This window comes from Streptomyces sp. NPDC002088 (assembly GCF_040296605.1).
GTDB lineage: Bacteria > Actinomycetota > Actinomycetes > Streptomycetales > Streptomycetaceae > Streptomyces.
Genome location: NZ_JBEOXO010000007.1, coordinates 187,541 through 201,746 on the forward strand (window position 1 = coordinate 187,541; position 14,206 = coordinate 201,746).

A 14,206-nucleotide genomic window follows, 5' to 3' on the forward strand; every position below is an offset into this window, starting at 1 on the left:
TTCGAGGTGCGGGGCCCGTTCCCGTTTACGCGTACACCCGTGCCGTTTCCGCGGCGCCGGGTTAGCGTGAAGATCACGGGGGACACAAGGGGGGTACAGATGAGGGACAGGCTCGTCGGGCGCGGTATCCTCCCCTTCCTGTTGGCAGCCGCGCTGACCTCGGTCGCGGGGTGCACCTCCGCGGGCCGCGACGCCGCCCCGGGCCCCGGCGAGTCCGACAGCGCCCCGCCCAGCCTCGACTCCCGCACCGCGGCCGCCCTGCGCGCCGTGGAGGAGGCCACCGGCAAGGCCGGCTCCGCGCGGATCACCTCCACGACGGTCATGGGCGCCATGCTCTCCACGAAGACCGAGGGCGCCCTCGACTGGGCCGGCGACTCCACCGGCACCCTGCGCATCACGTACACCGGCGGCGAACTGGCCGAGACCATGCGCAAGCTGGGCACCACCACGATGGAGGCCCGGCTGCTGCCCGACGCCTATTACGCCAAGGTCGGCGCCCGGTTCGCGGAGCAGCTGGGCGGCAGGCACTGGATCAGATACGACTACGACGACCTGGACGCCCTGCCCGGCGACTCGGGGACGTACCTCAAGGACCAGCTCCGCAACACCGCCCCCATCCCTCCGCTCAGGCTCCTGCTGGCCTCCGGGGACGTCCGCGCTGCGGGGGAGGAGGAGGTGAGCGGTGTGCGCACCCGGCACTACTCGGGCACGGTGGACGTGGCCGGCCTCTCCGACGCCGCGCTGAAGAAGCAGCTCACCGAGGCCGGTGTCACGGGCGAGACCCTGGACATCTGGGTCGACGACCGGAACCTGCTGGTCAAGAAGGTGGAGAAGGCGCGGATGTCGACGGGCCTGATGACCCAGACCGCGTACTACGGCGACTACGGCGTGAAGTTCTCGGTCCACAAGCCGCCTGCGGCGGACACCCAGGACTTCGAGGACCTGGTGAAGCGGCAGGAAGGCACGTCCTGAACTCCGGGGACGCGATCGGCTGCTCGAAGGGCGTGGCGGAGTCCCCGGCCATCGAGTCGGCGGCGGCCGTCGCCAAGGCCGCGAAGAAGTGGGTCACCGTGAAGGATCTCGACGAGAGCTGAGCCCCGTACGGGCGGATTTGCCTGACGGCGATCCGCTCACGTACTCTCGTGCAGAAGCCAAAGACCGCTGGTCGTTGCCGTGTGCTCGTACGAGGGCGCGGTGGCCGAAGGATCCGCTGACTGCGGACGACCCGCGCAGGTGACTGTGGATGTGCTCCCGGAGTTCGTGGTTCCCACCGTGAACACCCGGTCGAGCTACGCCCCGTGCGCCTGCGCCGGGGCGTTTCGTTTGCCCAGCCCCTTCTGAGCGGTCCTCATCACCCGGAAGGAGGCCGACGCTCTATGGCAAGGCCCGACAAGGCTGCCGCGGTAGCCGAGCTCGCGGACCAGTTCCGCAGCTCGAACGCCGCTGTGCTGACCGAGTACCGGGGTCTCACCGTGGCGCAGCTCAAGACGCTGCGTCGTTCGCTCGGTGACGACGCCCAGTACGCCGTGGTGAAGAACACGCTGACCAAGATTGCGGCCAACGAGGCCGGGATCTCGACGCTCGACGACCTGTTCAACGGTCCGACGGCGGTTGCCTTCATCTCCGGTGACCCGGTGGTGTCGGCGAAGGGTCTTCGTGACTTCGCCAAGGACAACCCGAACCTCATCATCAAGGGCGGTGTCCTTGAAGGTAAGGCGCTGTCCGCCGATGAGATCAAGAAGCTCGCGGACCTCGAGTCCCGCGAGGTTCTGCTCGCCAAGCTGGCGGGTGCCTTCAAGGGCAAGCAGACTCAGGCTGCTCAGGTCTTCCAGGCGCTCCCGTCGAAGTTCGTCCGCACCGCGGAGGCGCTTCGTGCCAAGCAGGCCGAGCAGGGCGGTGCCGAGTAATTCGGCTCGCGCATTGACCGCCGCCTGAGGCGACGGTCGTAGCGGGCCGAACGTACGCCCGCCTCACCAGTACATCCCGGCACCAGCCGATTTAGTGGAAGGATCGCCCATCATGGCGAAGCTCAGCCAGGAAGACCTGCTCGCGCAGTTCGAGGAGATGACCCTCATCGAGCTCTCCGAGTTCGTGAAGGCCTTCGAGGAGAAGTTCGACGTCACCGCCGCCGCCGCGGTCGCCGTTGCCGGCCCGGCCGGTCCGGCCGCCGCCGCCGAGGCCGCTGAGGAGCAGGACGAGTTCGACGTCATCCTCACGGGTGCCGGCGACAAGAAGATCCAGGTCATCAAGGTCGTGCGTGAGCTGACCTCCCTGGGTCTGAAGGAGGCCAAGGACCTCGTGGACGGCGCCCCGAAGCCCGTCCTCGAGAAGGTCGCCAAGGACGCCGCCGAGAAGGCCGCCGAGTCCCTCAAGGGCGCCGGCGCCTCCGTCGAGGTCAAGTAACACCCTCGAGGTCCCTCGGGCCTCTCTGCGCGCCGTGAGCGGCCCCCTGGGGTTGTAACGCGAACGCACCGAAGAGCGATCATCCATCCGGGTGGTCGCTCTTCGGCGTTCCGAGGGGCTCCGTGGCGGCTGCCTTGCACCGGGCGTCCCCGGCGGTATGGTGATCTTCGTCGTGCCTGCCAGACCCCTGGTGACAGGCGGCAAGTGACGAGCGCAGCATCCGGTTTGGGCAAGGGGGCCTTGACGAACCGCACGCAGCGCGCAATTCTCAGGACGCGTCGTCACAAGGATCCGAATCCGAGGCATGGATCGACGGCGAAGAGGGCAGTATCAACGTGCATTGAGGGCGTGGGCTTGCGTAGGTGTCGAGAACGACGAGGGTCTCGAAAAACCCGCACTGGACATCAGTGTGCCAAGTGGCTACACTGACCCTTTGCGCTGCCTGTTAGCTGTCCCCTGCCCGTCACCAGGGGCATGCCCTCACTCGAGCACCGACGATCGGACCATTCCTGAGCTGGCCCTTTAGCCAGATCCGGAACAGCCTGTCTTCGTGCACGGGAGAGGGACCGGTACGCGCGTAGTGAGTCCGAGCCCTCGGAAGGACCCCCTCTTGGCCGCCTCGCGCACTGCCTCGACCGCGAATATGAACAACGGCGCCAGCACCGCCCCGCTGCGCATCTCCTTTGCAAAGATCAAGGAGCCCCTCGAGGTTCCGAACCTTCTTGCGCTGCAAACCGAGAGCTTCGACTGGCTGCTCGGCAACGAAGCGTGGAAGGCTCGTGTCGAGGCGGCTCTGGAGTCCGGTCAGGACGTCCCCACCAAGTCCGGTCTGGAGGAGATCTTCGAGGAGATCTCTCCGATCGAGGACTTCTCCGGGTCGATGTCGCTGACGTTCCGCGACCACCGTTTCGAGCCCCCGAAGAACAGCATCGACGAGTGCAAGGACCGCGACTTCACGTACGCGGCTCCGCTCTTCGTCACGGCTGAGTTCACCAACAACGAGACCGGCGAGATCAAGTCCCAGACGGTCTTCATGGGCGACTTCCCGCTCATGACCAACAAGGGCACCTTCGTCATCAACGGCACCGAGCGTGTCGTGGTGTCGCAGCTGGTCCGTTCGCCGGGTGTCTACTTCGACTCCTCCATCGACAAGACGTCCGACAAGGACATCTTCTCCGCCAAGATCATCCCGTCCCGGGGTGCCTGGCTGGAGATGGAGATCGACAAGCGCGACATGGTCGGTGTGCGCATCGACCGCAAGCGCAAGCAGTCCGTCACCGTCCTCCTGAAGGCTCTCGGTTGGACCACCGAGCAGATCCTCGAGGAGTTCGGCGAGTACGAGTCCATGCGCGCCACCCTGGAGAAGGACCACACCCAGGGCCAGGACGACGCGCTGCTGGACATCTACCGCAAGCTGCGTCCGGGCGAGCCCCCGACCCGTGAGGCCGCGCAGACGCTGCTCGAGAACCTCTACTTCAACCCGAAGCGCTACGACCTCGCCAAGGTCGGCCGCTACAAGGTCAACAAGAAGCTGGGTGCGGAGGCTCCGCTCGACGCGGGCGTCCTGACCGTCGAGGACGTCATCTCGACGATCAAGTACCTGGTGAAGCTGCACGCGGGCGAGACCGAGACGGTCGCCGACAGCGGCCAGTCGATCGTCGTCGAGACCGACGACATCGACCACTTCGGCAACCGCCGTCTGCGCAGCGTCGGCGAGCTCATCCAGAACCAGGTCCGCACGGGTCTGGCTCGTATGGAGCGTGTCGTCCGCGAGCGGATGACGACCCAGGACGTCGAGGCGATCACGCCGCAGACCCTGATCAACATCCGGCCGGTCGTTGCCTCCATCAAGGAGTTCTTCGGCACCAGCCAGCTGTCGCAGTTCATGGACCAGAACAACCCGCTGTCGGGTCTCACCCACAAGCGCCGTCTGTCGGCTCTTGGCCCGGGTGGTCTGTCCCGTGAGCGGGCCGGCTTCGAGGTCCGTGACGTGCACCCCTCGCACTACGGCCGCATGTGCCCGATCGAGACGCCCGAAGGCCCGAACATCGGTCTGATCGGCTCGCTCGCCTCCTACGGCCGCGTCAACGCGTTCGGTTTCGTGGAGACGCCGTACCGCCGGGTCACCGACGGCATCGTCACCGACGAGGTCGACTACCTGACGGCCGACGAAGAGGACCGTTACGTCATCGCGCAGGCCAACGCCACGCTCGACGACGACCTGCGCTTCACCGAGAACCGCGTCCTGGTCCGCCGCCGTGGCGGCGAGGTCGACTACGTCGCCGGTGACGACGTGGACTACATGGACGTCTCGCCGCGCCAGATGGTGTCGGTCGCGACCGCCATGATCCCGTTCCTCGAGCACGACGACGCCAACCGTGCCCTCATGGGCGCGAACATGATGCGGCAGGCCGTGCCGCTGATCAAGTCCGAGTCCCCGCTCGTCGGCACCGGCATGGAGTACCGCTCCGCCGTCGACGCCGGCGACGTGGTCAAGGCCGAGAAGGCGGGTGTGGTCCAGGAGGTCTCCGCGGACTACATCACCACCGCCAACGACGACGGCACGTACATCACGTACCGCCTGGCCAAGTTCGCCCGTTCCAACCAGGGCACCTCGGTCAACCAGAAGGTCATCGTCAACGAGGGCGACCGCATCGTCGAGGGCCAGGTCCTCGCCGATGGTCCGGCCACCGAGAACGGCGAGATGGCGCTGGGCAAGAACCTGCTCGTGGCGTTCATGCCGTGGGAGGGTCACAACTACGAGGACGCGATCATCCTGTCGCAGCGCCTCGTGCAGGACGACGTCCTCTCCTCGATCCACATCGAGGAGCACGAGGTCGACGCCCGTGACACCAAGCTCGGCCCCGAGGAGATCACCCGGGACATCCCGAACGTCTCCGAGGAGGTCCTCGCCGACCTCGACGAGCGCGGCATCATCCGTATCGGTGCCGAGGTCGTCGCCGGCGACATCCTCGTCGGCAAGGTCACGCCCAAGGGTGAGACCGAGCTGACGCCGGAGGAGCGCCTGCTGCGCGCGATCTTCGGTGAGAAGGCCCGTGAGGTCCGTGACACCTCGCTGAAGGTCCCGCACGGCGAGATCGGCAAGGTCATCGGCGTCCGCGTCTTCGACCGCGAGGAGGGCGACGAGCTTCCCCCCGGTGTGAACCAGCTGGTGCGCGTGTACGTGGCGCAGAAGCGAAAGATCACCGACGGTGACAAGCTCGCCGGCCGGCACGGCAACAAGGGTGTCATCTCGAAGATCCTGCCGATCGAGGACATGCCGTTCCTGGAGGACGGCACCCCGGTCGACATCATCCTCAACCCGCTCGGTGTCCCGTCCCGAATGAACCCGGGACAGGTCCTGGAGATCCACCTCGGCTGGCTCGCCAGCCGCGGCTGGGACGTCTCCGGCCTCGCCGAGGAGTGGGCGCAGCGCCTGCAGGTCATCGGTGCCGACCAGGTCGCCCCGGGCACCAACGTCGCCACCCCGGTCTTCGACGGTGCGCGTGAGGACGAGCTCGCGGGTCTGCTGCAGCACACCATCCCGAACCGTGACGGCGAGCGCATGGTGCTCCCGACCGGTAAGGCGCGGCTGTTCGACGGCCGCTCCGGTGAGCCGTTCCCGGACCCGATCTCGGTCGGCTACATGTACATCCTGAAGCTGCACCACCTGGTCGACGACAAGCTGCACGCTCGGTCGACCGGTCCGTACTCGATGATCACTCAGCAGCCGCTGGGTGGTAAGGCTCAGTTCGGTGGCCAGCGCTTCGGTGAGATGGAGGTGTGGGCGCTGGAGGCTTACGGCGCCGCGTACGCCCTCCAGGAGCTGCTGACCATCAAGTCCGACGACGTCACCGGCCGCGTGAAGGTCTACGAGGCCATCGTCAAGGGCGAGAACATCCCCGAGCCCGGCATCCCCGAGTCCTTCAAGGTGCTCATCAAGGAGATGCAGTCCCTGTGCCTCAACGTGGAGGTGCTGTCCTCGGACGGCATGTCCATCGAGATGCGCGACACCGACGAGGACGTCTTCCGCGCGGCGGAGGAGCTTGGCATCGACCTGTCCCGGCGCGAGCCGAGCAGCGTCGAAGAGGTCTGACGGGAGTTCGGCCGGGCTCGACATGAGCCCGGCCGGCCCCAGGACCCCCGTATCAGACCCCATGACTTACAACCCTGAGAGGGATTGACGCATAGTGCTCGACGTCAACTTCTTCGACGAGCTCCGGATCGGTCTGGCTACCGCTGACGACATCCGTCAGTGGAGCCACGGCGAGGTCAAGAAGCCCGAGACCATCAACTACCGCACGCTCAAGCCCGAAAAGGACGGACTCTTCTGCGAGAAGATCTTCGGTCCGACCCGGGACTGGGAGTGCTACTGCGGCAAGTACAAGCGTGTCCGCTTCAAGGGCATCATCTGTGAGCGCTGCGGCGTCGAGGTCACTCGCGCCAAGGTGCGTCGTGAGCGGATGGGCCACATCGAGCTGGCCGCTCCCGTCACGCACATCTGGTACTTCAAGGGTGTCCCGTCGCGTCTGGGCTACCTGCTCGACCTGGCGCCGAAGGACCTCGAGAAGGTCATCTACTTCGCCGCGTACATGATCACGTTCGTGGACGAGGAGCGTCGTACCCGCGACCTGCCCTCGCTGGAGGCGCACGTCTCCGTCGAGCGTCAGCAGATCGAGAACCGTCGCGACGCCGACCTCGAGTCCCGCGCCAAGAAGCTCGAGACCGACCTGGCCGAGCTCGAGGCCGAGGGTGCCAAGGCCGACGTGCGCCGCAAGGTGCGCGAGGGTGCCGAGCGTGAGATGAAGCAGCTGCGCGACCGTTCGCAGCGCGAGATCGACCGTCTCGACGAGGTGTGGGCCCGGTTCAAGAACCTCAAGGTCCAGGACCTCGAGGGTGACGAGCTGCTCTACCGCGAGCTGCGTGACCGCTTCGGCACGTACTTCGACGGCTCGATGGGTGCCGCGGCGCTGCAGAAGCGCCTGGAGTCCTTCGACCTCGACGAGGAGGCCGAGAAGCTCCGCGAGATCATCCGCACCGGCAAGGGCCAGAAGAAGACCCGTGCGCTGAAGCGGCTGAAGGTCGTGTCTGCCTTCCTGCAGACCTCCAACAGCCCCAAGGGCATGGTCCTCGACTGCGTCCCGGTCATCCCGCCGGACCTTCGCCCGATGGTGCAGCTGGACGGTGGCCGCTTCGCGACCTCCGACCTGAACGACCTGTACCGCCGTGTGATCAACCGCAACAACCGTCTGAAGCGACTCCTTGACCTCGGCGCGCCCGAGATCATCGTGAACAACGAGAAGCGCATGCTTCAGGAGGCCGTCGACGCGCTCTTCGACAACGGCCGTCGTGGTCGCCCGGTCACGGGCCCCGGCAACCGTCCGCTGAAGTCGCTGTCCGACATGCTCAAGGGCAAGCAGGGTCGTTTCCGTCAGAACCTGCTCGGTAAGCGTGTGGACTACTCCGCGCGTTCCGTGATCGTCGTCGGTCCGCAGCTGAAGCTGCACCAGTGTGGTCTGCCCAAGGCCATGGCGCTGGAGCTCTTCAAGCCGTTCGTGATGAAGCGTCTGGTCGACCTGAACCACGCGCAGAACATCAAGAGCGCCAAGCGGATGGTCGAGCGCGGCCGCACGGTCGTGTACGACGTCCTCGAAGAGGTCATCGCGGAGCACCCGGTTCTGCTGAACCGTGCGCCCACCCTGCACCGCCTCGGCATCCAGGCCTTCGAGCCGCAGCTGGTCGAGGGCAAGGCCATCCAGATCCACCCGCTCGTCTGCACCGCGTTCAACGCGGACTTCGACGGTGACCAGATGGCCGTGCACCTGCCGCTGTCCGCGGAGGCGCAGGCCGAGGCCCGCATCCTGATGCTGTCCTCGAACAACATCCTCAAGCCCGCCGACGGCCGTCCGGTGACGATGCCGACCCAGGACATGGTCCTCGGTCTGTTCTTCCTGACGACCGACGGTGAGCTGCGCGACACCAAGGGCGAGGGCCGGGCGTTCGGCTCCACGGCCGAGGCGACCATGGCGTTCGACGCCGGTGAGCTCGCGCTCCAGTCCGCGGTCGACATCCGCTTCCCGGTGGGCACCATCCCGCCGCGCGGCTGGACCCCGCCGGCGCGGGAGGAGGGCGAGCCGGAGTGGCAGCAGGGTGACACCTTCCGCCTGCGTACGACCCTGGGCCGCGCGCTCTTCAACGAGCTGCTGCCCGAGGACTACCCGTTCGTCGACTACTCGGTGGGCAAGAAGCAGCTCGGCGAGATCGTCAACGACCTCGCGGAGCGCTACCCCAAGGTCATCGTGGCGGCGACGCTCGACAACCTGAAGGCGGCCGGCTTCTACTGGGGCACCCGCTCCGGTGTCACCGTGGCCATCTCCGACGTCGTCGTCCCCGAGGCGAAGAAGGCGATCGTCGCGGGCTACGAGGCGCAGGACGAGAAGGTCCAGAAGCAGTACGAGCGCGGTCTGATCACCAAGGAAGAGCGCACTCAGGAGCTCATCGCGATCTGGACCAAGGCGACCAACGAGGTCGCCGAGGCGATGAACGAGAACTTCCCCAAGACGAACCCCATCTTCATGATGGTTGACTCGGGTGCCCGAGGAAACATGATGCAGATGCGGCAGATCGCCGGTATGCGTGGTCTGGTGTCGAACGCGAAGAACGAGACCATCCCGCGTCCGATCAAGGCGTCCTTCCGTGAGGGCCTCTCCGTGCTGGAGTACTTCATCTCCACGCACGGTGCCCGTAAGGGTCTGGCGGACACCGCCCTGCGTACCGCCGACTCGGGTTACCTCACCCGTCGTCTGGTGGACGTCTCGCAGGACGTCATCATCCGCGAGGAGGACTGCGGCACCGAGCGCGGCCTCAAGCTGGCCATCGCCGAGCGCGGCGCCGACGGTGTCCTGCGCAAGGCGGACAACGCCGAGACCAGCGTGTACGCGCGCTGCCTCGCCGAGGACATCGTCGTCGACGGCAAGGTGCTCGCCCCGGCGGGCGTCGACCTCGGTGACGTCCTCATCGACCAGCTGGTCGCCGCGGGCGTCGAGGAGGTCAAGACCCGCTCGGTCCTGACCTGTGAGTCGACCGTCGGTACCTGCGCGATGTGCTACGGCCGCTCGCTGGCCACCGGCAAGCTGGTCGACATCGGTGAGGCGGTCGGCATCATCGCCGCCCAGTCCATCGGTGAGCCCGGTACCCAGCTGACGATGCGTACCTTCCACACCGGTGGTGTGGCCGGTGACGACATCACCCAGGGTCTGCCGCGTGTCGTCGAGCTCTTCGAGGCCCGTACCCCGAAGGGTGTCGCCCCGATCTCCGAGGCCTCCGGCCGCGTGCGGATCGAGGAGACCGAGAAGACCAAGAAGATCGTCATCACGCCGGACGACGGCAGCGACGAGACGGCGTTCCCGATCTCGAAGCGCGCCCGACTCCTGGTCAGCGAGGGCGAGCACGTCGAGGTGGGCCAGAAGCTCACCGTGGGTGCCACCAACCCGCACGACGTGCTGCGCATCCTGGGCCAGCGTGCCGTCCAGGTCCACCTGGTCGGCGAGGTCCAGAAGGTCTACAACTCGCAGGGTGTGTCGATCCACGACAAGCACATCGAGATCATCATCCGGCAGATGCTGCGCCGTGTGACGATCATCGAGTCCGGCGACGCCGAGCTGCTGCCCGGCGAGCTGGTCGAGCGCTCGAAGTTCGAGACCGAGAACCGTCGTGTGGTCCAGGAGGGCGGTCACCCGGCCTCCGGTCGTCCGCAGCTCATGGGTATCACCAAGGCCTCGCTGGCCACGGAGTCCTGGCTGTCGGCGGCGTCCTTCCAGGAGACGACCAGGGTTCTGACGGACGCGGCGATCAACGCCAAGTCCGACTCCCTGATCGGCCTCAAGGAGAACGTCATCATCGGTAAGCTCATCCCGGCCGGTACGGGTCTGTCCCGCTACCGCAACATCCGGGTCGAGCCGACCGAGGAGGCCAAGGCCGCGATGTACTCGGCCGTCGGCTACGACGACATCGACTACTCGCCGTTCGGCACGGGCTCCGGCCAGGCCGTTCCGCTGGAGGACTACGACTACGGTCCGTACAACCAGTAAGGCGCAGTACGTCTGAAGCACTGAAGGGCGGTCACCCCGTGGGGTGGCCGCCCTTCGGCGTTTCCGCAGCTCTCGACAGAGCCGCCGGCTCCTGGTACGCCGGCTCTCAGTACGGCCGCTGCGGCTGGAGGTACGGCTGCAGATGGTGCAGCCGGGTGTGGTAGTCCGGGTGGGAGGAGAGCAACTTGCTCAGCGCGCTCTCCGCGACGGGCACACCGCCGTTCTGAGCGGTGAGCGCGGCCTGTGCCTGCTGCTCCTGCTGGTGCAGTTTGCCGAGTACGGCGGCCAGCATCGGGGCGAAGCCGAGGCCGGCCGCGTGTTCGTCGGCGCGCAGCTCGGCGCGGCGGCCGACGGCGGCGAGCGCGTACGGCACGCCCAGGATCAGCAACGGGAGGCCGTACAGGGTGCTGATGGTCGCCACGGCGATACCGCCGATGAACAGCACGACGAAGGCGACGCCGAAGCAGCCGAAGGCGCGCGACACATGGAAGACGAAGGTGGAGAACACCTTCAGGACGCGCCAGGCGACGCGGCCCGGCAGCGCGTACCAGTAGCCGAGGAGCCCGGACCAGGCGTGGCCGCCGACGTGGTGGCCCAGCTCGTGGGCCATGACCGCGGCGAGCTCGCCGTTGGGGAGCTCGTTCATGGCGAAACGGGTGACGCCGACGATGTGGCCGGCCGCGGCGACCGCGTTGAGGCTGTCGCTGTCCTCGACCCAGAGCTCGTAGTTGCGGCCCTCGACGCCGGCGCGGGCCGTGACCTCCCGCCAGACCGGTTCGATTTTGGCTCGTTCTTGCGGCGTGGGGTAGCGCAGATGGAGCAAACGGCGCGCGAGGGCGCTCTCTGTGGGGCGGTGGAACACGAGTGCGCCGCTGGCGAGCCAGAGCAGGATCACGACGAACGCGAGGTCGCCGAAGAAGGCGGAGACCAGGCCGACGACGCAGAGGCTGCAGAGGAAGTTCGGCAGGTAGAGGAGCAGGTTGCCGACCGCTGTGGCGTCCGTGCGGCGCTGGTGGTTGGAGATGTGGACGCGGCGGGCGTCGGTGTTGATGTGGTGGGGGTGGGCGGGGTCGCCGGGGGACGGGGGAGCGGCGGCGGCCGGGGACGCGGGGGGAGCCTGGGGAGGGGTCTGGGGGTACTGCGGGGGGATCGGCGCGGAGGCCTGCGGGTACGTGGGTGTGGCCTGCGGGTACGGGGGTGACTGCTGTGGGTACGTGGGCGTGGCCTGCGGGTACGGGGGTGACTGCTGCGGGTACGTGGGTGGCTGTTGCGGGTACTGCGGGGGTGCCTGCGGCTGGGTCGCCTGGGCGGGGTACTCCGGGTACTCCGGTGGTGGCTGGGTCATCGTGCTTCCTTCAGAAACGGGGACGGCTGCTGGTGCAGGCGGTCAGCCGATCAGCAGTGAGGCGGGCAGCAGGACCGTGCCGGTGCAGAAGGCGATCAGACCGGTGCGGATCCACTGGTGCTTGCGTGCGGCGATCCGGCTCAGGTCGGCGAGGGCGGTGGTCAGCCCGGTCGTGGGGTCGCGCCGGGTGTCACCGAGCGCGGTCTCCAACTGGCCGAGCCGGACGGCCTGTTGGATGTCGCCGAAGTAGGACAGGGGCCGGCCGGGCGTCCACTTCTCGGAGCGGTAGCGGGGCAGTACGGCCAGCAGCAGGGCGAAGAGGGAGAGCCCCAGCGCTGCCGTCCCGGCCCACCACAGCGCCGTGCCCGCGGCGGAGAGCGCGGCCGGAGTCCAGTCCCGCCCGGCGAGCAGACCGCTGGACACGCCCGCGGTCGTGCCGAGGGCGGCGACCAGGACGGACGCCTTGCTGTCGGCACGGGCGACCTCGCCGCGCAGCTCGGTGAGGAGGCGCTCGCAGAGGGGGACGAGGTCGGCGGCCGGGCCGGCGTCGTCCGGGCGGGGAGCCGGGGCCGGGACGGGAGCGGGATCGAGCGTGGTCATGTGCCGCTGCCCTCCGTCCTGTTGGCCCCTCCGCTGTCGTTCGCGCCGCGGTTGTTCCCGTCGCCGTCGTTCCCGTCCGAGGCTGCCGCGGAGGCGTCCGGCACGGCCTGGGCCGGCAGGGTCGGGGTCCTGCCGTAGCCGGGCGGGGGCTGCCAGGCGGCGGGCTCGGGTGCGGAGACGGCCGGCCCGGCCGGAGACGCCGCCGTGGCTGCCTGCGGCGCCGGGGCACCGGCGTACGGGCCGGGGGCGCCCGGCGCGGGCGGCGGGGCGTACGCCGGGGGCGGCGGGGCGTAAGGCGCGGGTGACTGCGCGCCCGGGGTACCGGGGGCCGGTGTGCCCGCGGGCGGGAAGTGGGGGAACGGCGCGGCGCCGGGCGGGGCGGTCGGCGCGGCGGGGATCGTGGGCGTGGCAGCCGGACCGGGCGCGCCGGGGCCGCCGTACGGGCCGGGAACACTCGTCGGCGAGCCCGGGTACGGCCCGGTCGGGAACGGCTGCCCGGGCGCGTACGGCGCGGCCTGCCCGCCCGGGGGCTGCGCGGTCGGCTGCGCCGTGCCGCCCGTGCCGTCCCCCGTCAGGCCGGGCTGTCCTGCCGTGCCCGGCTCCGGCGCGCCGCCGCCCGGCGGGATCGCCGCCCCCGGATACGCCGGGCCACCGCCCTGCGGCAGCGGCGGCGGGTTCTGCGGTACACCCGGGAGGCGTTGGGTGAGGATGTCGTTGACCGTGCGCAGGGCCAGTTGCTTGGGGCCCTCCAGCTCCCAGTTCTCGGCGGCGTCGCCGCTCAGAAGCTGCTTCACCAGTTCCATCTGGGACTGGATCATGCGGAGTTGGTCCTCGCGCATGCTCGTCATGACCAGGGCCGAGTCCTCCGGGTGCTGGGCGAGGTGCAGCGCCCAGGCGTGCACGCCGCCCTGCTGGAGGTGGTACTGGTAGAAGTCGATCTTCTGCGCCTCCAACTGCTGGAGTTCCAGCTGCTGCTGACCCGCCAGCAGTGCCTGCGCGTGCTGCCAGCGCTGCTGCTGGAGGAGCAGTTCCTGCTGCTGGTTGCCGTACTGCATGGCTCGTTCGATCTGCAGCGAGTCGCTCTGCCGGCCCCGGCGGTCGACTTCGACGTCGATCTCCATGCCCCGCTGCGCCGCGCGGATCTGCTCGGCGGCGGAGTGGTCGATGGCCTGCTTGCGCAGTTCGTGCTCGATGTTGGTCTGGTCGCGCCGCAGCCGCAGGGTCCAGGTGACCTGGAGTCCGGCCGGCGCCCCGAGCGGCCCCAGCAGGTTCATCCGCTCCAGCAGCTCCACCTCGGCGGCCGCGCTGTCGGGGATGGCGAACCGGCGCGTCACCGGGCGGGCCGCCTGCTGGAGTTCGCCCAGCAGCAGCCCGGGCACGTCCCGGTGCCCGCTGGCCACGAAGCGGGCCGGGTCGAGGACCTGCCAGGACAGGTCGACCACGGCCGTGAACTCGAACGCGTCGTTGTCGCTGGGCAGGGTGAGGTCGCAGGTGTGCGGGTGCACGCCCATGTCCACCTCGTACACGGCCGTGTAGTGGTTCGCCGCGATGTCGCCGCGCGTCGGCCGCCGCGGCGGCAGATACGCCTCGTACCCGCCCTTGGCGGTGGAGAAGACCAGGGCGTGGTCGATACGGACGTACGACTTCAGGCTGAACTCGAAGCGCGACAGCTGCCGCACGGTGAGGACCGGGTCGACGATCTGGGTGTGCCGGTCGGCCTGCTGCTGCCACTCGGGCTGGCGGAAGGTGGGCATGGGGCGTGTCTCCT

General features: G+C 68.4%; 8 protein-coding genes. 5 read left to right on the forward strand and 3 right to left on the reverse strand.

Annotation, left to right across the window (positions count from 1 at the left end; all coding sequences use genetic code 11):
- Window positions 1–99: 99 nt before the first annotated feature.
- The 5 genes from ABT114_RS17390 to ABT114_RS17410 all read left to right on the forward strand — a co-directional run bounded on the left by ABT114_RS17390 (window position 100) and on the right by ABT114_RS17410 (window position 10,493).
- The gene (locus tag ABT114_RS17390) at window positions 100–972 is read left to right on the forward strand and encodes an SCO4651 family lipoprotein (RefSeq protein WP_351143347.1); all 873 of its coding nucleotides are present in this window, start codon (window positions 100–102) and stop codon (window positions 970–972) included.
- A gap of 404 nt (window positions 973–1,376) precedes the next feature.
- Window positions 1,377–1,907 (forward strand): 50S ribosomal protein L10, encoded by a 531-nt coding sequence (rplJ, locus tag ABT114_RS17395; protein ID WP_351143349.1) that lies wholly within the window; start codon window positions 1,377–1,379, stop codon window positions 1,905–1,907.
- A 112-nt stretch (window positions 1,908–2,019) separates the two neighbouring features.
- Window positions 2,020–2,403, forward strand: a complete 384-nt coding sequence (gene rplL, locus ABT114_RS17400; RefSeq protein WP_351143351.1) for a 50S ribosomal protein L7/L12 — start codon at window positions 2,020–2,022, stop codon at window positions 2,401–2,403.
- A gap of 610 nt (window positions 2,404–3,013) precedes the next feature.
- Window positions 3,014–6,499: a DNA-directed RNA polymerase subunit beta gene (gene rpoB / locus ABT114_RS17405; protein ID WP_351143352.1), complete on the forward strand. Its 3,486-nt coding sequence runs from the start codon at window positions 3,014–3,016 to the stop codon at window positions 6,497–6,499.
- 94 nt (window positions 6,500–6,593) lie between these two features.
- Window positions 6,594–10,493: a DNA-directed RNA polymerase subunit beta' gene (locus tag ABT114_RS17410; protein ID WP_351143354.1), complete on the forward strand. Its 3,900-nt coding sequence runs from the start codon at window positions 6,594–6,596 to the stop codon at window positions 10,491–10,493.
- A gap of 106 nt (window positions 10,494–10,599) precedes the next feature.
- Here ABT114_RS17410 and ABT114_RS17415 read toward each other — a convergent pair whose 3' ends face one another.
- The 3 genes from ABT114_RS17415 to ABT114_RS17425 are packed head-to-tail and all read right to left on the reverse strand — an operon-like array spanning window position 10,600 to window position 14,192.
- Window positions 10,600–11,838, reverse strand: coding sequence for a M48 family metalloprotease (locus tag ABT114_RS17415; RefSeq protein ID WP_351143356.1), 1,239 nt, complete (start codon window positions 11,836–11,838; stop codon window positions 10,600–10,602).
- A gap of 42 nt (window positions 11,839–11,880) precedes the next feature.
- A complete protein-coding gene (locus tag ABT114_RS17420) occupies window positions 11,881–12,438 on the reverse strand; it encodes a Pycsar system effector family protein (RefSeq protein ID WP_351143359.1) in 558 nt (185 codons plus the stop codon).
- On the reverse strand, window positions 12,435–14,192 hold the full coding sequence (locus ABT114_RS17425) for a hypothetical protein (protein ID WP_351143361.1): 1,758 nt from the start codon (window positions 14,190–14,192) through the stop codon (window positions 12,435–12,437). Before ABT114_RS17425 ends, ABT114_RS17420 begins: the two co-directional genes overlap by 4 nt.
- Between the last annotated feature and the right edge of the window lie 14 nt (window positions 14,193–14,206).